Source organism: Saccharothrix isguenensis, from assembly GCF_052936305.1.
The window spans coordinates 4634750-4654088 of the sequence record NZ_CP193626.1 but is presented as its reverse complement, the minus strand read 5'-3'; the positions used below and the strand labels follow the sequence as shown (position 1 = coordinate 4654088).

General features: G+C 72.1%; 16 protein-coding genes. 4 read left to right on the top strand and 12 right to left on the bottom strand.

The genetic code is table 11. The features are described 5' to 3' along the window. Positions 1 to 191: 191 nt before the first annotated feature. The 3 genes from ACRAKI_RS20920 to ACRAKI_RS20910 all read left to right on the top strand — a co-directional run bounded on the left by ACRAKI_RS20920 (position 192) and on the right by ACRAKI_RS20910 (position 5946). Complete coding sequence (locus ACRAKI_RS20920) at positions 192 to 2174, top strand: FAD-dependent oxidoreductase (protein ID WP_447008474.1); 1983 nt, start codon at positions 192 to 194, stop codon at positions 2172 to 2174. Between the two features lie 1069 nt (positions 2175 to 3243). Continuing rightward, positions 3244 to 5163, top strand: coding sequence for a Calx-beta domain-containing protein (locus ACRAKI_RS20915; protein ID WP_447002194.1), 1920 nt, complete (start codon positions 3244 to 3246; stop codon positions 5161 to 5163). A 261-nt stretch (positions 5164 to 5424) separates the two neighbouring features. Next, positions 5425 to 5946: an RICIN domain-containing protein gene (locus ACRAKI_RS20910; protein ID WP_447002193.1), complete on the top strand. Its 522-nt coding sequence runs from the start codon at positions 5425 to 5427 to the stop codon at positions 5944 to 5946. A gap of 536 nt (positions 5947 to 6482) precedes the next feature. On the opposite strand, the gene ACRAKI_RS20905 is transcribed toward ACRAKI_RS20910, so the two are convergent. Then, positions 6483 to 7418: a beta-propeller fold lactonase family protein gene (locus ACRAKI_RS20905; protein WP_447008473.1), complete on the bottom strand. Its 936-nt coding sequence runs from the start codon at positions 7416 to 7418 to the stop codon at positions 6483 to 6485. A gap of 286 nt (positions 7419 to 7704) precedes the next feature. Further along, positions 7705 to 7836: a hypothetical protein gene (locus ACRAKI_RS20900; RefSeq protein ID WP_447002192.1), complete on the bottom strand. Its 132-nt coding sequence runs from the start codon at positions 7834 to 7836 to the stop codon at positions 7705 to 7707. A gap of 218 nt (positions 7837 to 8054) precedes the next feature. On the opposite strand from ACRAKI_RS20900, the gene ACRAKI_RS20895 reads away from it, so the two are divergent. Next, entirely contained in the window at positions 8055 to 8744 is a 690-nt protein-coding gene (locus ACRAKI_RS20895; RefSeq protein ID WP_447002191.1) for a LuxR C-terminal-related transcriptional regulator, read from the top strand. A gap of 98 nt (positions 8745 to 8842) precedes the next feature. Here ACRAKI_RS20895 and ACRAKI_RS20890 read toward each other — a convergent pair whose 3' ends face one another. The 10 genes from ACRAKI_RS20890 to ACRAKI_RS20845 form a co-directional block, all read right to left on the bottom strand. Continuing rightward, on the bottom strand, positions 8843 to 9697 hold the full coding sequence (locus ACRAKI_RS20890) for a class I SAM-dependent methyltransferase (protein WP_447002190.1): 855 nt from the start codon (positions 9695 to 9697) through the stop codon (positions 8843 to 8845). After that, positions 9691 to 10449: an alpha/beta fold hydrolase gene (locus ACRAKI_RS20885; RefSeq protein WP_447002189.1), complete on the bottom strand. Its 759-nt coding sequence runs from the start codon at positions 10447 to 10449 to the stop codon at positions 9691 to 9693. Before ACRAKI_RS20885 ends, ACRAKI_RS20890 begins: the two co-directional genes overlap by 7 nt. Further along, the gene (locus ACRAKI_RS20880) at positions 10446 to 11060 is read right to left on the bottom strand and encodes a substrate-binding domain-containing protein (RefSeq protein ID WP_447002188.1); all 615 of its coding nucleotides are present in this window, start codon (positions 11058 to 11060) and stop codon (positions 10446 to 10448) included. The genes ACRAKI_RS20885 and ACRAKI_RS20880 overlap by 4 nt, the downstream gene beginning before the upstream one ends. Further along, positions 11053 to 11775, bottom strand: a complete 723-nt coding sequence (locus ACRAKI_RS20875; RefSeq protein ID WP_447002187.1) for a DUF6182 family protein — start codon at positions 11773 to 11775, stop codon at positions 11053 to 11055. Before ACRAKI_RS20875 ends, ACRAKI_RS20880 begins: the two co-directional genes overlap by 8 nt. Beyond that, complete coding sequence (locus ACRAKI_RS20870; protein WP_447002186.1) at positions 11772 to 12965, bottom strand: hypothetical protein; 1194 nt, start codon at positions 12963 to 12965, stop codon at positions 11772 to 11774. The genes ACRAKI_RS20875 and ACRAKI_RS20870 overlap by 4 nt, the downstream gene beginning before the upstream one ends. Then, entirely contained in the window at positions 12937 to 14370 is a 1434-nt protein-coding gene (locus tag ACRAKI_RS20865; RefSeq protein WP_447002185.1) for an NAD(P)/FAD-dependent oxidoreductase, read from the bottom strand. The genes ACRAKI_RS20870 and ACRAKI_RS20865 overlap by 29 nt, the downstream gene beginning before the upstream one ends. A gap of 9 nt (positions 14371 to 14379) precedes the next feature. Beyond that, positions 14380 to 15246: an SAM-dependent methyltransferase gene (locus tag ACRAKI_RS20860; protein ID WP_447002184.1), complete on the bottom strand. Its 867-nt coding sequence runs from the start codon at positions 15244 to 15246 to the stop codon at positions 14380 to 14382. Position 15247: 1 nt separating this feature from the next. Beyond that, positions 15248 to 16939: a GH3 auxin-responsive promoter family protein gene (locus tag ACRAKI_RS20855; RefSeq protein ID WP_447002183.1), complete on the bottom strand. Its 1692-nt coding sequence runs from the start codon at positions 16937 to 16939 to the stop codon at positions 15248 to 15250. Then, positions 16926 to 17561 (bottom strand): hypothetical protein, encoded by a 636-nt coding sequence (locus tag ACRAKI_RS20850; RefSeq protein WP_447002182.1) that lies wholly within the window; start codon positions 17559 to 17561, stop codon positions 16926 to 16928. The genes ACRAKI_RS20855 and ACRAKI_RS20850 overlap by 14 nt, the downstream gene beginning before the upstream one ends. A 90-nt stretch (positions 17562 to 17651) precedes the next feature. Beyond that, complete coding sequence (locus ACRAKI_RS20845) at positions 17652 to 19283, bottom strand: FAD-binding oxidoreductase (RefSeq protein WP_447002181.1); 1632 nt, start codon at positions 19281 to 19283, stop codon at positions 17652 to 17654. Positions 19284 to 19339 lie beyond the last annotated feature (56 nt).

Genomic DNA, 19339 nt, shown 5'->3' with positions numbered 1-19339 from the left:
CCGGATGGGCGGGGAAGGTCAAGGCCGTAGACACAACCCGCTCCACCGAAGTCCCCGTCCACGTGTCGTTGGTGTCGTCAGCGGCCACGCCGTATCCGACACCGGATCAACCCGCACTCCGCGGGAACACGCCCACTGAGGATTGACCCAGCCCTCCGGGACGACCCGGAGGGACCAACCGGAAGCACTCGATCCGGGTATGTCGGCGCCTGCGCCGACTGCCGGAGAATCAAATGATGTCTCGAAAAGCTGACGCGCACGATCTACCCAGCCTCATCGTCGTGGGTGCCGGCATGTCCGGGTTGGCCGCCGCGCGGGCGCTGCGCGGACTCGGTCACGACGTGGTGGTGCTGGAGGCGCGTGACCGTGTCGGCGGCCGGATCCGGACCGACGAGCACGGGGTCGACCTGGGCGCGCACTGGATCCACGGCACGGACGGCAACCCGATCGCCGAACTGGTCGAGGACCTGGGCATCCCCTACAGCTACGTGGGCGGCGACAGCGCCTACACCGGGGGCTTCGACAGCCTGGACCTGTTCGGCGCGGATCGCCGCCTGGCCACCCACCGCCACAAGAGCCGCACCTTGCAATTGGCGGACGACGTGCTGCACGAGCTCGAGCAGCGGGCCGCGGTCGCGCGCAAGGAGCAGCACCCCGACATCTCGCTCGGCGAGGCCCTGCGCCGGATCCTCACCGAGCGCCGGCTGTCCTCCGAGGACGAGCAGGCGGTCCGCTACCACCTCAACGTGCTGCTGCGCGAGGACGTCGCCGAGGACCCGGACAGGCTGTCCCTGCAGTTCTGGGAGGACGGCTACCTGGTCTACGGCTACGGCGACAGCGTCCTGCACCAGGGCTACCAGTCGGTGGTCGACGCCTTGGCCGATGGCTTGGACATCAGGCTCGGTCACGTGGTCACGCGGATCGACACCGGTGCCGGTCCGGTGCGGGTCACCACCGACCGGGGTGACTTCGAGGCGGACAGGGTGCTGGTGACCGTGCCGCTCGGCGTGCTCAAGGCCGGGGTCGTGCGCTTCGAGCCTCCGTTGCCCGAGGCGAAGCGGTCGGCGATCGCCCGGCTGGGTTTCGGCACCCTCAACAAGATCGCCCTGCACTACCGCGAGCCCTTCTGGCCGCGGGACCAGTACGTGTTCGGCTACCTGTGCCGTGACACCGATCGCTACCCCACGGTCGTCATCAGCATGTGGAAGTCCCACGGCAAGCCGGTCTTGGTGCTGCTGCTGGGTGCTTCGCTCGGCCGTGAGGCGGAGACCTGGTCCGATCGGGACGCCGCCGTCTACGCCGGCACCATCGTCGAGGACCTGTTCGGCGCCGATGCGCCCGCGCCCGAGCACATCTCGCGCACCGCGTGGTCGTCCGACCCGTTCGCCCGGGGCTCGTACACCTGCATCGGTGTCGGCTCCTCGTCGAAGGACATCGGCACGCTGGCCGAGCCGGTCGGCGATCGGTTGTTCTTCGCCGGCGAGGGCACCAATCCCTACCACTGGGGCTGCGTGCACAGCGCCTACGAGTCCGGTCTGCGGGAAGCCGCGCGGATCAGCGGGGACCCGACCCTCTACACCGCGCCGAGCGCCGGGACCCTTCGCCGCCAGTCGCGCAACACCGACCGCGTGCTGCGCTTCGCACGGTTGCGGATGACGCACATCGATGAGCGTGATCTGGCCGAGCGGGTGGCGTGCCTGCGCGAGGGAGTCGACCCGTACGGGGTGCGGCTGTTCGCCTCACTGGCGGCCTCCGAGTTGGAGACCCTCGCCTCGATGTTCGACGAGATCCCGTTCGCCGCGGGTGATGTCATCTGCCGCGAGGACGATGCCGCGCACGGGGTGTTCATCGTGGCCGGCGGTGAGGTGGAGGTCGACTTCGGTGGGATCTACGAACGCGCGGTCGTGGGCCGCGGAGCTGTGCTCGGCCACTACGACCTGTTCTTCAACGCCCGCACCACGTCGATGACGGCGCTCGGTGACGACGTGGTCCTGTTCTACCTGGACCACTACCGGTACCAGAGCTTCCTGCAAGCCTTCCCCGAGGTGCTGATGCTGATGATGTCGGACCTGGTCACGCGATGGGAGCAACTGGAGGGCACGCTCGGCTCCACGACCCTGCCCGCTCCCGGGCAGAAGACCGGAGCGGCCCAGGTCGCGTTCGACGGTGGGTGATCGGTGGCCGACCTCCGGTGACGCGCAAGGGGTACCGCTGAACCAGTTGTCGTTCGCGGCCGCGACGACTGGGGGAGGGGGCGTTGCGGGCCCTGGCCTGTGGTGGGCGGCTACGTGCCGGTACTGGTCGTTCAGGGCCGCCGTGGACGTCCCGCATTCTCGGGTGGCGTTTGTGGACTTCCGGTGTGCGGCACGGCCGTGCGCGACATGAGTCCCTGAGCGTCTGCGCGTCGTCGGGACGGCGCTTGTCCTGCTGCAACACGAGATCACTGGACGGCCCGCTCAACGACAGTTGACCAAGTGATGCCACCGCACGGTTACTGGGAAGACTCGGTTCCTCGTCGTGCGTCCATGGGGTCTTCGGATCGGAAGGTGGTGTGCCGACGGCCTGGCGGCTCCGGTCCGGTCCGGTAGAGGGGTCGGCGGGGCAGAAATTGTGGCTGTGGGCCGGAAGTGACCGTAGAAATGGGGTGTCGTCACCTGACGGGACCACTGATCACACCGTCGGTGTCGTGACACGACTTTTCGTGTCACACCGCTGGAGGCTTGGCCGGAATCCCTGCGGGGGCAATGATCCCTGTTACGTTTCCATGATGGGGGCAATGCCTTCTGCTTGTCGAATCGACGGGTGATCCGCCGCCTTGGCGGGACGACGGCCGGGTGGACTCGCGATTCACCCTCCGGTTTGCGGCGACACGTAGATGCCCCTCCACAGGGAGGGTCGATGTACACGATTGTCCGTTCTTTTGACGCGCTCGGACGTAGAACGGTCGCCGGTGCTGCCGTGGGAGGCAGCGGCAACGCCGGAGGTCCGGGTGGAGTGGCCGGCGGATCCCTGCCGGCCGTGTGTCCCGCCGACACGGGTCGGGGCGGTGACAGAGCCAACGGCGGATCCTTCCAGGGATTCCCGGCAACCCCGGCTGTGTCGTCCTGACCTACTGGTCCGCTCAGCTTCCACGCTCGTGGGAACGGTCCGCAAGTGGTCCGTCGAACCGGTCCGCAGTCAGTGCTCGCTACCGGGTCCGAACTCCCGGGCACAGTGCCAGGACGTATCTGATGAGGGGAACCCATGTCCTATTCCAATACGCGGCGACGCTCGTTGCTGCGCCGATCCGTGGCGGCGGCCACCGCCACGCTGGCGGTATGGGCCACGACGGTCGCGATCAGCGCGGCACCACAGGCAGGGGCCCAGGTCGAGCCCGGTGACGTCGAGGTCACCCTCGGCCCCGGCGCGAGCACCACGGTGGCCAAGACGGTCACCACCCCGGCGGTCCCGCCCAACCCCGACCTGGTGTTCCTGGCCGACACCACGGGGAGCATGGGCGGCGCCATCGCCGACGTCCGGAACAACGCCGGTGCCGTGACCAACGCGGTGCTCGACGCCCAACCGACGGCGCGGTTCGCGGTCTCGGAGTACCGCGACGCCGGGGACCCGTTCGCCTTCCGGGTCAACCAGAACCTCACCGCCGACGCCACGGCCGTGCAGAACGGGATCAACGCCTGGGTCGCGAGCGGCGGCGGCGACTTCCCCGAAGCCGCGATCAACGCCCTGTTCGAGATCGGCAGCGGAGCCATCGCGTTCCGCCCCGACGGCACCCGGATCGTGGCGTGGTTCGGCGACGCGCCCTCCCACGACCCCAGCCTGGGCCACACCCTGGCCGACGCCATCGCCGCGCTGCAGGCCGCCGACATCCGCGTCATCGCGGTCAACATGGGACCGTCCGGCGGCGGACTGGACGCCGGAGGGCAGGCCGGCGCGATCGTCGACGCCACCGGGGGCGTGCTGCTCAACAACGTCCCGGCCAACCAGGTGGCGCAGGCCATCATCGACGGCATCCAGGCCGTCCAGGTCACCGTCACACCCGCGATCACCGCGTGCGACCCGCAGCTGACGATCGGTTTCGCGCCCGCGAGCCGCACCGTGGACAGCGGCGACGTCGCCGAGTTCACCGAGACCATCACGGTCGACCCCGGCACCCCGGCCGGCACCTACCACTGCACGGTCGACTTCCTGGTCGACGGCACCTCGCGCGGCTTCATCGAGCAGAACACCGTGCACGTGCCCGGCCTGTCGATCAACGACGTCACCGTCGATGAGGGCAACGCGGGCACGACACCCGCCACCTTCACCGTCAGCCTCGACCGGCCGAGCCCGAACCCGGTCACGGTCGACTTCACCACTGCCGACGCCACCGCCGTGGCGCCCGGGGACTACGCGGCTACCGCCGGCACGGTGACCTTCGCGCCGGGCGAGACTTCCAAGCTGGTGATCGTTCCCGTGGTCGGCGACACGGTGGACGAGCTGAACGAGACGTTCACCGTGACGCTGGCCGCGGCCGGCGGCGCGGCGATCACCGACGCGGTCGGTGTCGGCACGATCGTCGACGACGACCGTGACGGCGTGTTCTCCTGCCGGGCGAGTGCGCTGAACGTGGTCGGTATCGAGCCTGTGGTGGCGAACCCGGCCGACGTGCCCTGCGTGGACGACAGCGAGACGCTGGCGCAGGTCGGTCTGAACGCCGGGGCGCTGGCGGTCAACGCCAAGGTGCTGTCCGCCACCACCGACCAGACACCGGACGACCTCACCTCGGCACCTCCGGCCGCGGGCGACAACGCCACCGCGAACGCCAAGGTCGACACCACCACCATCAGCACCCTCGGCCTGATCATCGAGCTGGGCGTGATCAAGTCCGAGGCCGCGGTCGAGTGCGCGCCCAGTGGCACCGGGTTGGCTCCGCGGTTCTCGGGTAGTTCGACGATCGCCTCCCTCAAGATCAACGGTGTGCCGACGACCGTCGGGTCCGCGCCGCTGACCATCCCGCTGGTGATCGGCTCGCTGAAGCTCAACAGCACCGAGACCACGGCGACATCGGTGACCCAACGGGCCGTGGTGCTGGACACCTTGCTCGCCGACGTGGTCATCGGTGAAGCACACGCCGACATCCACGGCACGGGGGTCCACCCCAACGGGAACCCCTGCACCAGCTGACCTCCGGCCGGCGAGCCTGTCCACGTCGCACGAGGGAGGGCCGCCGCACCCGGCACGGGGACGGCGGCCCTCGCTAACCTGGACGACTGGGTTCCATGCGTCCGAACGGTCCACCGGCGTGCCGTGGCGGTGTCGGGACGTGTGCGTCACCTCGACGGGTGGTCGGTGTGCAACGGCGGTGTGAACTTCGCCGCGTGTGGCCGGTGGATGTGGGCATGGTGGTGGTCGAGCACCTGCCGACCACTCCCGGAGGACCGAACGATGTCCCGTTTCACCGGCCGCGGGGCCGCGATGACCGCCTTGGCCGCCGCCGCCGCGCTGGTCGCTTCGGCGACGGCCGCCACGGCGAAGACCGAACCGTACGAGTACCTGATCGTCCCGGTGCACAGCCAGAAGTGCGTCGACGTCCTGGACGCGAACCCCGGCGACGACGCCGACATCGTCCAGTGGACCTGTGACGGCCGGGTGAGCCAGCGCTTCTCCGCCGCCTCCTCCGGCAACGGCTCGTGGTCGTTCTGGTCCCAGGCGACCGACAAGTGCCTCCAGGCGGCGCCTGCCGCCCAGGAGGGCGGTGACGTCGTCCAGCGCGCCTGCGACGGCGACCCCGCCCAGCAGTGGCGGGTCGAAGGCCAAGCCGAGTACGGGTACCAGCTCGTCTCCGACCACACCGGACAGTGCCTGGAGGTGGAGTACGCCTCCCTGGACGACGGCGCGGAGATCCGCCAGTACCCCTGCCACGGTCAGGACAACCAGCGCTTCTCGTTCGACGGCGTCGCCGCGTAGCGTGAGACGAGCAGCTTCCACCCTGCACCGACCGCCGGCGATCGGTTCAGCCGGTCCTGAACCGGCGGCTCGACGCCTCGTCGACGAGCTGGTCAAGGACGGGCGGGTGGCGCGGCCCCGGTGGCGAGCCCACGGGCGCGCTGCTGGACCACGTGGGCCGCGTCAGCATGATCGGAGACACCCCTTTCGCGTGAAGTCACTTGCGCAGTGGGCGGGAACGCTGACATGTTCGTGTGGAGTACCGGTGCCGTCGGGCGCACACCGTCCAGTCGTCCCTGCATGCGGTCGGAAGAGCTCAGTCAGTCTGCGTCCTACCCCGTAGACGGCCACCAGCGTGACTGCGCTTGTGCGGGCCTACCGCGATCGCGACCCCCGGCCACGCTCGTCCTTCTTCTCGTGGTGTCGGTCGACCACGTTGGGCGCGCAGGGCGCGCAGCAGTCGCGCACCACGCGCGGTCGGGCGTGGGATCGATTCCGGTGTCCTGAAGGATCTGCCGGCCGGGCGACCGTCGAGTTCCCTGCGGCCTGGCCCTCCGTCAGGAGGTGACCGCCACGCCTTCGGGCGACTTGCCGACGGCGAACGGGGCGGCTGGCTTGCCGTTCTTTGCGTTGATCACGGACACGGTGCCCGACCCCGTGTTGGTGATGTAGACGAAGCTGTCGTCGGGCGCAGCCCCGGAGCCCTCGGGCATGCGCTGGACCTTGACGACCTCGATGGGCTTGCCGGTGGGCCCGAGGACGCTGACCGTGTTGGAGCCGGTGTTGGCGACGTGCACCCGGCCTCCCGGGGTGACCGAGATTCCGAGGGGCGCGTCGCCGACCTTGGTGGTGGTGCTCGGGCGGTTGCCGTCCGTCTCGATGACGGTGACCGTGTCGCTGCCGGTGTTGGCCACGTACAGGCGCTTGCCGTCCCGGCTGATGGCGATGCCCGCCGGGAAGACGCCGACCGGGATGGTGCCGACGACCGTCTGCGAGCCGGTGTCGATGACCGTGACGCTGTCGGCGCCGTTGTTGGTCACGTACACCCGGGAGCCGTCCGGGCTGGCCACCGCGCTGTGCGGGAACCGGCCGACGGGGATGCTCTTCACCGGCGCGTTCGTCGCGGTGTCGACAACCGTGACGTCGTCGCGGCCGAAGTTGGTGACGTAGGCGTGGGCGGGTGTGGCGGCGACGCCGAAGGGGTTGGGGCCCACGGGCACGGTGGCGATGACCGCGAGGGTCCGGGTGTCGATCACCGAGACGGTGTTCGAGGACTCGTTGGTGACGTAGACGCGGTGCCCGGCCGGGTGCGCGCCGACACCCGCGGGGTAGTCGCCGACACCCACCGTGGCCGTCACCTTGCCCAGCCGGGTGTCGTACACGGTGACGTTGTCCGAGCCGCTGTTGGCCACGAACACCTGAATTCGGGTCGGCCACCGCGGTGAGGCGTCGAAACCGGTGCCGGCCACTACGGCGAGCACCGCGACGGTCACCCCCAACCGGGGAAAGCGACTCGTTCGGGTAATGAATCGAGAAGACGCTGCGTAAAAACGCGCGCGTACCGAATAAACGGACATGAGCTCCCCGTATCGATCCTGGAGACACGCGGGCCTTCGCTGGTCCTGCGCCTGCCGTCAGGCTAACGGCCTAGTGGCGGACAGTGCCTCTCCAGTCCCTGCTTGACCCCGATTTGGGCGAGCGGCTACGCGCGGCGTCTACACCATAGGAATGACGGGGTCAGCGCTAAACTTTTATCTCGTGGTATTGAGTCGAAAGTGATCATCTTGCGGCGCCGAGGATGCCGAGCACCTCGCCAGTGCCGACCCGGAGGCTCAGGTCGTCGACCGCGACCGTGTCGCCGTACCGTTTGTGGAGGTTCTCGGCCACGATCGCGACCGTCGTGCTGCTCATGGGCCGGAACGCCAGGTGGCGCGGTCGGCGGTGCGCCTGTGCCGATGGTCAGGAAGCCACACCATGACTTTCGGCACCGGCGAGGTGGTGCGCCGAAACTTGAGGTGTCATGCGTCGAGTAGGGCCGGAGGTGTGGTCCGGGCCGGCGATGCTCGTCGTGTCGGTCGCGGTCGGCGGGCCGGTCCTGTTCGGAGCCGCCGAGCCGACGACCGCCCGAGGTGGCGCGGCACCGCGGGCAGGAGCAGGCGCGGACGCACGTCGACCGGGCGAACCAGGTCGCCAGGGACCTGCTGGCCGACGTGCGCGAGTTGCGCGAGCGCGGCATCGAGGTCCCGGTGCTCGTCCTGACGACCTTCGACGACGACTCGCTCGTGCTCGACGCGCTGCACGCCGGGGCGCGCGGGTACCTGCTCAAGGACGTGACGTTCGAACAGTTGACCCGCGCGGTGCACACCCTGGCCGGCGGCGGGACCCTGATCGCCCCGTCCGTCACCGACCGGCTGCTGCGGGCGATCCGCTCCGGCCTGTCGCCGGTCGCGACTGGTGCCGTGCCCGTGAAGGACCTCACCGAGCGCGAGCGTGAGGTGCTGCGGCTGGTGGCCGAGGGCTACAACAACCGCGAGATCTCCGCGGCCCTGTTGCTCGCCGAAGTCACGGTGAAGAACCACGTCTCGACCATCCTGCTCGAACTCGGCGCCAGGGACCGGACCAACGCGGTCCTGCGGGCACTGCACGAGGGGATCCTGCTTCGCCGCAGCACAGGCCGCGCTGCGTGCCGGAGCGGCGGCCGACCTGCCGGCGTGCCTGCGCGCGACCCCGTCCGACCACGGGCCGAGCTGCTTCACGGCAGGCGCGGGCTTGGCCGGTGTCGGTGCGGTGGTGACCGCGCTGCGCCAGGCAGTCGATGATCTCCCGTTCGCGTCGTTGGCTGACGCACTCGACCTGGCGGAAGATGCCCAGGCGTCCATGGCGCAGGTCGCTGCGGGTAGCGCGCGGACGGACTCTTTCAGGTCACCGCCCGGTACGGCACCGTGCCCACCGCCAGCACGTTGCCCTCGCAGATGTAGGCGTCGGGGGCGTTGAGGGGGTTGGCCGGATCGGCAGGGTCGAGGAACGGCCGCCAGTCCGGGGCGGGGCCGGCCGCGGTGGCCTGGGCGGCCAGTCGGGCGCACGACCCGCCGTAGAACGCGCTCTCCGCCGGGGTGAAGGGCGCGTAGTGCTCGGACAGGGCGGTGTGCTGGCGCACGTCGGCCAGGCCGGCCTCCGCGAGGTGGCGGTACAGATCCCTGGCGCGCAGCAGCTGCCGGGCGTAGCCGGAGGTCCTGGCCGCCTCCCGGAAGAAGTCGGTGAACAGGAAGGGCGGTCCGGGTCGGGCGGTGACCGCGGTGGCGTCCAGGTCCTTGACCGCCACCAGCCCGCCGGGACGCACCACGCGGCGCAGTTCCGCCAGGGCGCGGCGGAGCTGGTCGTCGTCGAGGTACTGCGTGGTGTTGGCGCACCAGGCGGCGTCGAAGGCGTCGTCGGGGTAGGGCAGGTCCGTCAGGTCGCCCTGCCGCACCTCGACCGGGCACGGCAGGTCCGCGGCGAGGGCACGGGCCTGTTCGGCGTTCTCGGGCGCGAGGTCCACCGCGGACAGCGCGCCGCCACCGCCCACCAGGTCCGCGAGGTGGGGCAGGAATCGCCCGGTCCCGCAGCCCGCGTCGAGCACGCGCCAGCCGGGGCGGACGCCGACGCGGGCCAGCAGGCCCAGGTAGGTGGTGGCGCACGCCTCGAAGTGGGCGCCGACGATGTCGGCCCGGGTGAAGGCGAGCCCGGTGGAGGTGGTGAACCCCCAGTCGGCGTGGTCGGTCGCGGTCAGCATGCGGGCTCCCGTTCAACGTCGGCGAGCAGCGATTCGAGGGTGTGTCGGATGGCGTCGGGGGCTTCCAGGGGCAACAGGTGACCGGCGTCGGGCACGATCCGCAGCCGCCCGTGCGGCAGGGATCCCGCCGCGCGCCGGGCGTCGTCAGCGGACACCAGTTCGTCCTCCGCGCCCACCAGCACGACGGCGGGGCTGGCGAACCCGGCGAGGACATCGTGGGCCGCCTCGCGGTCGGCGACGGCGCGCTGGACCCAGGCGACGTCCCCGGCCCGCACGGCGTGCGCGACGTCTTCGACGTGCCGGAGCAGTTCCGGTCTGCGCCGCCTGGTGCCCGCGCCGAGCAGCTTCGGCGCGGTGGCCGCGGTCAACACGCGCGCCGACGCCGGGTCGGCGATCCGGTTCGCGAACGCGAGCCGCTGTGCGCGGGTCGCCGGGTCGTCCGCGTCCGCCCTGGTCCCGAGCAGCGCGAGCGCGCCCACCAGCCCGGGGCGATGGCGCACCAGCGCCATCGCCACGTAACCGCCGAGGGAGCAGCCCGCCAGCACGACGCGCCGGAAGCCGGATGCGTCGAGGACGTCGGCCAGCGCGGCGGCGAGCCCGGCGACGGACGGCGGGCCCGGCACCCGGTCCGCGAGCCGGTACAGGTTCGGGGCCAGCACCGGATGCCCGGACTCGGCCAGTGCCCGTTCCTGCCCGGCCCACATGCCCTCGTCTGCCGCGAGGGCGTGCAGCAGCACGACGGGGGCGCTCATGCGACTCCCAGGAGCGCGCCGGCCGCCTCGCAGGCGGCGACGAAGTCGGTCACCCGCTGCGCCGCGCCGGGCAGGTGGGTCAGTTGCACGGACGCGGGTGGCAGGTCGGTCACCGGCACGACCCGCACGGTGGGCGGCGCGATGTCGGCGATGGACAGCACGGTGAGGTGGACGGCGGTGCCGGAGGCGATCAGCCGCATCATCCCCGCCACCGTGGTCAGCTCGACCCCGCGGCGGAGCGGCCTGCCTCCCGGCGTGGTGGGCGGGACGATCTGGTCCCACGCCTCGACGGGCATGTCACCGGGCCGGTGGAAGAGGAGGTGGTCGGCCACCTCTTCCACCGACACCTCCGCGCGGTCGGCCAGCGGGTGCCCGACCCCCACGACCACCGCCCGCGGGTCCACCGCGACCGGCGCGCTGTAGTGCAGGTCGGGTTCCCGCTGGTCGAACTTGGTGATCATGACGTCCACCCGGCCCGTCCTCAGCGGCGTGAACGGGTCGCGCACGTCGTACTCGACCAGCTCCACCTCGTCGGCGGCCAGACCGGCCGCGGTGGCGAGCGCCAGGGGCGACCTCCGCGAGCCGTGGTAGCCGAACCTCAACTCAGGCACGTTCCCCCTCCTCGGTCAGGCCCATCACGGCGCGCAGCCGTCCGGGGCAGACCGGGTCGATGTCGACCCGCAGGGCGTCGAACGGTCCGGGCACGCCCACCAGCCGGGGCACGCGGCGCACCACGAGCCGATCACCGGGCGACACGATCCCGTCGAGCACGGCCTCCACCAGCAGGTGGTTCATGTGCACCATGAACCGCTCCACGGTGGTGCCCGAGCCGGCCAGGTACAGCACCCGGCGCGCGCGCCGGCCACCGCCGCCGCCCGGCAGGTCGATCAGGACGTCCCCGGAGGGCGCGACCTCGCGCGAACCGCTGAAGGTCCGCAGCAGCCGCCGCAGCGGCGCGTGGACCGGTCCGGGGGCCGGCGCGGTCCACGCCGTCGAGCCGATGTCGTCGACGTGGGCGAAGGCGAACCTGTCCACGAGGTTCACCGGGTTTCCCGCCAGGAAGACGGTCCTGGTGAACGAGCGACGCCACTTCGCGGCCCGCTCCGGGTCCAGGCCGGCGGCGAAGGCGACCGTGCCGCGCGTCCACGACACCAGGTCGAAGCGGCGCACGACCGCCACCACGGTGGTGCCGTCCTCGGCGACGCACGCCTCGACACCGGCCAGCCCGTCCACCGTGGACAGGTCGTGGAGCCGCGCCAGGTCCGGTCGGGCCGTGGCGATGCGCTGGGCGACGTGGTCGCGCAGCACCTGCTGGGTGATGGTCACGTGTAGACCTCCTCCAGCAGTTCGCGCGCGGGCGCGCCGCGGCGTCGGTTGAGCAGGCTGCTGGTGAGCCGGTACGGATCGACGTGCAGGTGGCCGCCCTTCGCGCCGCGGTGGGCCGCGAGCGCGGCCGACACCTCGCCAGGGCCGACGTCGTCCGCCGAGTCGAGCAGCCGCGCGGCCTTGGCCAAGGAGCGGTCGAGCAGGTCGTGCCGGATCGAGTCGTGGTCGCCGGGACCGAGAACGGCGATGAAGTAGAGCCGCATGCCCAGCCGGAGCACCGCCGGGTCGTACCGGTCGCCGAACTCGGCCAGCAGTGCGCCCGCGCCGTGCCCTCGCCAGCCGCCGTGCCGGGCCGAGGCGATGCGCCCGTCGATGGGGACCCGCCCCAGCGACACCCGGTGCACGGCGGGGCCGAGCCGGGACAGGACGCGTTGCAGCAGCAGGTAGTCCGGTTCGAGCTCCCGGTCGTGGAGCAGCACGACCTCGTCGTGGTCGGGTGCCAGGGGCATCAGGTCGCGCAGCGCGCACGCCAGGTAGTTGGGCCTGCCGTCCGCGGCGACGATCTGCCGCAGCGGAATGCCGTCCCGGGTGGCGTCGAGGTAGACCGGGCCGCCGTCCGCGCGCAGGTCCAGGCACATGCCCAGGGAGTGGAGGCGGTCCACGGCCTCGTCGAGGCCCAGACCCGGCGGCTGGTGCGCGGTCAGCCCCGGGTCGTGCAGGCCGAGGCGGCGGTACTGCCCGGCCCACGCGTCGAGCAGGCGTGCGCTGGCGGGGTGCACCCAGCCGTGTTGTTCGATCGCTTCCAGGTAGGGGGCGCACGCCGCGAAGGGCGCGCGTTCGCCCGACGCGCGCCAGCGCCGGTACAGCTCGCCGACGGCGTCCTCCGACATGCCGGAGTAGTCGGTGTCGCCGAGGGTCCGGTCGAGGTACTCCCAGAAGCCGAGGGTCTGCTCGCAGGGGTCGAACGCGGTGCGGTTGCTGCGGTAGGTCACGTCGGCGAGCCGCCGCGTGGCGCGGTAGGCGACGTCGGTCCAGAACAGGCCCTTGAGGTGGCTCGGCGTCAGCGGCTTGGTGGGGGTGATCGTGACGGGTGCGAGCAGCACCCTGCGTCGAGTGGACCCGGTGGCGGCGCGGTCGCGGCGGACCGCGGCGGTGGACCGCTCAGCGCGGTGCGCTTCCAGCGTAAGCATCTTCCCTCCCCGGTAACCGAGTGGTGGCCAGCAGCTGTGCCCGGTCCGGCGTGCGGTGCGGCGGCGCGGGCGGGTCGGCGGTGGCCCGGCGCACCCGCGCCGCGAACACCTCGTCGGCGAACACCTCGTCCGGTGTGCGGAGCCCCATCAGCACGCGCGTGACGCCGCGCCAGACGACCGGGTCCCGCGACGCCGCGACGGCGGCCGAGCGGAGCGGGGTGGTCGGTGTCCGCGGCACGGGCTCGCCGGCCAGGGCGGCCTGCCAGCGGGCGATGCGGACCTCACTCTCTTCCTCCGCCTGGAGGTACCACGGCAGGAGGAGCCGCTCGGCGGCGCGGGCCGCGTCCAGGTCCAGGTCACGTCCCGCCCGCGGGTGTTCGCGCAGCAGCGCGGGCAGTTCGGCGGCGCGGGCGAGCGCCAACGACATGCCGCGCCCGAACAGCGGGTCGGTGACGCACGCGGCGTCGCCCACCGGCACGAGCCCCGACGGCGCCGACGGCGGCGCGACGGCCAGGGTGCGCAGGGCGTTCGGCGGACAAGTGATCGTCCGCACTCCGGAGATCGGCGTGGCGCGCCCCGCCACCACCCAGTCCGCCACCCAGGGGGTGACGCGTGCTACCGCGTCGAACGCGTCGGGATCGCCCAGGCGGCGCAGCTCGGCGTCCTGGGGCAGGACGCCGAACGCGATCGAGAACGTGCCGTTGTCGCCGGGGTGCAGTACGCCCGCGAAGTGGTCGGCCAGCACGCCCGCGGCGTTGCCGCGGTTGAGAAAACCGCTCGGCCCCCGGTAGAAGCGGGTGTGGGCGCGGGTCGCGGTGGGCGAGGTCAGGTCTGCGGGCAGCACGACGCCGAGCCGCTCCAGCCACCGCCTGCCCAGGGCGCGCCTGCCGGTGGCGTCGACGACCAGGTCCGCGGGCAGCGTCCCCTGGTCCGTGGTCACGCCCTGCACCCGGTCGCCGTCGGGGCTGACGAGGAGGCCGAGAACGCGGGTCCAGTGGAGGATTCGGACGCCCAGGTGCGCTTCGACGTGCTGGTGCAGCACCACGTCGAAGGTGGTGCGCCGACACGCCAGGGCCCGCAGCTCGGTGTCGTCCGGGCGCGGCGCACCCTCGTCGGGCGGCATCGCCTCGGTGAGGTCGACCAGACGCGCCCCGGCGTCGAGCAGGTCGGCGAGCAGCGCGGGCGCGTGGTCCTCCAGCACCGCCACGCCCAACGACGTCAGCGTGTGCGAGTGCCCGGTCTGCGGCGCCGTGGGCCGGTGCCAGAGCCGGCCCGCCAGGTCGGGTGGTCCGGCGGGCGGCGGCGCGCCGCGTTCGACGACGACCACGCGGTGCCCGTCGTTCGCCAGCACGAGCGCCGCGGCCAGTCCCGCCACGCCGCCGCCCGCGATCACGACCTCAGCCATCGTGGTCGCCTACTTCCTGACGCCGTGCACGAAGAACACCCGGCGCACGTCCCGGACCTCGCGCGGCGGCACCGGGTCGGGCCAGCGGCCGTAGTCGGCCTCGGGGTCGCCCGGCTGCACGGCCACGGCGTCGATGCCGTGGCGGGCGAACAGCGCCTCGGGCTCGTCGGAGCCGAACAGCCAGGGGCAGCCCCAGCCCGCGAACACGTCGAGCAGGCCGCGCATGGTCGGCAGGGTCAGCGCCGAGGCGTTGACGATGTCGGCGGCGACGAGGCTTCCCGGCGCGGTGATGTGCCGGACCCGGTCGAGCAGGCGGTGCACGTCGGCTTCGGGGATGTAGTAGAGCAGCCCTTCCAGCAGCCAGGTCGAGGGCGCGGTCGGGTCGTAGCCCGCGTCCGCGAGCGCGTCCTCCCAGTCGTCGTCCCGGAGGTCCACCGCGACCGCGGCCCGGTCCGCGGCGGGCCGCTCGCCGGCGAGCAAGGCGTCCTTGAACGCGATCACGGCCGGGCGGTCCACCTCGAAAACCCGCACCCCGTCGGGCCAGGACAGCCGGAACGGTCGCGAGTCCATGCCCGCGGGAGCCATCACGACCTGGCGCATCCCCGGCCGGGCGGCGGCTCCGACGAGGAAGTCGTCGAAGAACCGCGTCCGGATCGCGTTGTAGTCGGGTGTGCTGGGCAGCGTGCGCGGCCGGTCGGGCGGAAAGGTGACCGCGCGGAGTTCCGCCAACAGCCGCGGGCCGATCTCCCCGGCGAACGCCTCGGCGTACGGGTCGACGTAGAGGCGGTCCTCGCGGCGGCTCTCGGCGGCGCGCAGCGCGGCGGTCAGCAGGGCCGTGCGCTCGATCGAGTCGAGCAGCGCACCGGTCTCGATCATCTCACTCCTCGGGTTGGGGCCGCGTGCCGACCAACCGGTCCCACTCGCGGTCGGTTCGGCGGAACAGCCGGTCCTTGACCTGGGCGGGCCTGGTGCCCTCGGCGACGCGCGCGTGCCAGTCGTCCTGGAACGCCTTGGCGGAGATGGTGCGCAGCCGTGCCGGGGCCAAAGCGCCCTCGGCGCGGACCCGCCGGTAGCCGGGCGCCCGCGCGCCCAGCGCCGCGTCGAGCCGCCGCGCGACCCGTTCGACCTCGTCCGGGCTCCACCGGGTGAGGGGCGCGACCGCGAACTCGTAACCGGGCGTGCCGTCGGTGGTGGGCGAGACCCGGCAGGACGCGTTGCGCACCGCCAGACCCGTCTCGTCCAGCGCGGTGGACAGCGCGCCGACGACGTGGGACTCGCGCAGCCGCTCGCCGACCGCGTCGCTCGCGTCGGCCCGGCCCGCGTACTCGACGCGCGGCACGTCGCCCGGCGCGTCGACCACGCGCACCACGTCGCCGCCCGCGTAGCGGTACATGCCGCCGACGTGGCTGTAGACGACCTGGTACTCCTGCCCGACCTCCAGCTCGTGCAGCCGCAGCGTCTCCACGTCGGGGCCGATCGGCTCGTCGGCGGGCGCGAACTCGTAGAACGACGCGGTGACCACCGGGCTGCCCGCCGTCGCGTGCCGGTCCAGGGTCACCGCGGTCGGCCCCTCGGAGGCCGCGAGCGGCGCGGGCAGCACGTCGACGCCGATGCCGAACTCCTCCCGCAGGCGCGGCAGGTACAGGGAGGCGACACCGCCGGTCCAGCAGAACACCACCCGCAGGTTCGGCCAGACGTGGGCGGGGCGCACGGGGTGGAACACCCGGGCCAGCGCCTCCAGCTCGGCCGCGCGCGCCGGGTCGGGGTCGGTGATCCGTTCACCGCCCGCCGTGCCGTCCCGCACGTCCCGGACGAGACGCTCCCACCACGTCTCCAGCTGGTGGGGCAGTGCGGCGACGACGGCCGGGTTGATGCCGATGACGCAGCGCACGTCGGCCGCCACAGCGAACCGCAGCCGCAGGTACGCCTTCTCCAGGTGGTCGTCGGGCGCGACCGCCGCGGGCAGCGTCGCCCAGGCGGCCGAGGTGCCGGGCTCGGCCGCGAGGGGCTCGCCGAACGCGGCGCCGAAGTCGACCTGGCTCGCGCCCAGGTGCGGGCGGCCGTTCGCGGTGGTCCGCGGCACCGGCAGCGGGTCGTGCTTGAGGTTCAGCACGGCGTCCGCGCGGGCCAGCACGTCCGGGTGGTGCTCGGCCATCGACGCCCACGCCGCGTAGAAGAACGGGAAGAAGCTGGTGCGCATGAACCGCCGGGTGACCGGGATCTTCTTGTGCGCGCCCGTGCTGCCGCTGCTGGTGAAGTACACGACCGGGTCGTCGGCCGTCAGCACCCCGGACTCGCCCGCCGCCATGCGCTCGATCCACGGCTCCAGCGCGGCGTAGTCGTGGAGCGGGACGGCACGGCGGTACTCGTCGACGCCGCGGATCGACGCGAAGCCGAACTTGCGGCCGAACTCGGTGTCCGCGTTGAACTCCAGCAGGTCCTCCAGCACCCGCTGCTGCCAGGACCGCGCCTCGCCGAGGGAGCGCCGCAGCCGCTCGCGCTCGCTGAAGACGCGCTCGCGGTAGCCGCGGATGTGCTCGGCGCTCCAACCGCGTTCAGGCGAACCCATGGCGTACCACCTCCAGCACGCGCTCGGCGGTCGAGGCCGGGTCGGCGGGCGGCAGGACCTCGACCGGCAGGTGCGCGACCTCGTCGAGCAGCGCGGTCCGGAGGTCCGCCTGGAAGCGGGTGAAGGAGTCGCGGTCCACGTGCGCGCCGTGGAACTCCAATCCGTTGGCCCGCGCGCCCCGGCCGCTGCGCTCCCACGCCGTTCCCGGGTCCACGTCGAGCAACAGCACCTTGCGCGGTTGCGGGAACGAGCGCCACCAGGCAAACAGCGGGTCGGCTGCCGCACCGACCAGGCGGCACTTGGCGAGGATCTTGTAGTAGTAGGAGTCGACCACGACCGGCTGGTGCGGGCCGCGGTCGAGGAGCTGGTCGCGCAGGTGCACCACGGCGGTGTTCAGCAGGGCGGCCACGAAGTCGGGTGAGTGGTGCTTGCCCATCGCCGGGAGCACGTCGGTGACCAGGCTGGACTTCAGCGTCGACACGACGCCGTGCTCGGGCGCGAGGAACTCGTCGTCCACCGACAGCAGCCGCCAGTCCGGTCGCGTCGCGGCCAGCGCGCGCATCACCGTCGACTTGCCTGCGTAGTCGGGCCCGAGCAGGACGAGGAAACCGGGGTCGGCCACAACACCTCCACGTCGTCTGCGGCGCACCGCTCAGCGGTGCGGGGAAGGGGGTGTGGTCCGCGCCCGCCGCGGGTGACGGGCGCGGACCTCTCATGGCAGCGGGATCGACTGCCGGTGGCGGAACACGTTCAACGGGTCCCAGGTCGCCTTGACGCGCTGCAGCCTCGGGTAGTTGTCCTTGTAGTACAGCTGGTGCCAGGGCACGCCCGAGGTGTTGAGCGCCGGGTCGCCGATGTCGGCGTCGGCGTAGTTGACGAAGCAGCCGTCGGTGATGTCGTTGGGCACCGGGACCCCGCCGGTGTCCGCGTGCACGTCCCGGTACAGGGCGCGCACCCAGTCGATGTTGGGCTGGTCGTCGGCCTCGTCCAGCCAGAAGGTGAGGTACTGGAGCTTGAGGATCGAGTCGCGCTGCGGCACCGCCGTCGCCGACGGGGCCACCGCGTTGACCCGGCCGCCGTAGCCCGCCAGGAGCAGCAGCGACAGTGGGTTGCCGAAGTTCGGGTCGGTGAGGTGGCGGTGCAGCGTGGCGATCTGGGCGTCGGTGAACCCACGCCGCAGGTACGCCGACTTGTCCTTGAACCGCTGCGTGGCGTCCAGGCCGGCGAAGCCCGGCCACGTGCACACCGCGTGCAACCACGGCAGGCGCCTGCGTTCGTTGACCCGCATGGTGGGACCGCCCGGGACGTCACCCACCCCGCGGTTGATCTCGGTGAGGAACGCGCTGAGCAGTTCGTCCGCGCGCGGGTTGTCGGCATCCACCTGGGCCACCAGCAGGTTGCTGCCCTGGGACTTGTGGAACAGCTTGAGCTGGCTGAACAGCCCGGTGTACGGCGAGTCCGGCGCGGAGTTGCGCTCGTGCCAGGTGCAGAAGTTGCGGACCAGCCGGGCGAAGGTCCGCTCGGTGAAGTCCGCCCACGGCCAGGTCACGTTGAGCACGATCAGGTTGGACGGCGGGCGCGGCAGCAGTTCGGCCGGGTTCGTCGAGCCCGTGCCCGGCGAGCGCATGAGGTACCGGGTGACGATGCCGAAGTTGCCGCCGCCACCACCGGTGTGCGCCCACCACAACTCGCGGTTGGGGTCGTTGGGCTCCCTGGTCGCGAGGACCTTGCGCACCTTGCGGTCGCGGTCGACGACCACGACCTCCACGCCGTAGAGGTGGTCGACGGTGAGGCCGTGCATCCGGGACAGGGCGCCGTAGCCACCGCCGACGATGTGCCCACCGGCTCCCACCGACGGGCATGAACCACCGGGGATGGTGACGCCCCACTGCTTGAACAGCGTCTCGTAGACCTCGGCGAGGGTGGCGCCCGCCTCGATGGAGAACGCACGCGCCCGCGCGTCGTAGCCGACCCGGTTCATGCAGGACAGGTCGATGATGACGCGGTTCTCGGGATCGGTGACGAACCCCTCGTAGCAGTGGCCCCCGCTGCGCACGGCGAAGCGGGTGTTCGAATCGACCGCCGACCGCACCGCCTTGACGACGGCGTCGGCGTTGTCGACCAGCTGGACGTAGTCCGGTTGGCCGACCCAGCGTAAGTTCGCGCCCCGAACCAGGTCCGGGTACCGGGCGTCGGCCGCCGTGACGGCGACCGACGCCGCGCTCATCCCCGGGGCGGCGGGTGAGGGATGGGCGACTGCGGCTGGGCTGCCGGCCGGCAGCAGGGACACAGCACCTGCAGCGGCGGCTCCGCCCAAGAAGGACCGGCGGGACAGGTTGGACATGTGCGACCTCGGGTGGTTTTCTCTCGTGTTCAACCCGGCCACAGCGGGGCCGGGCG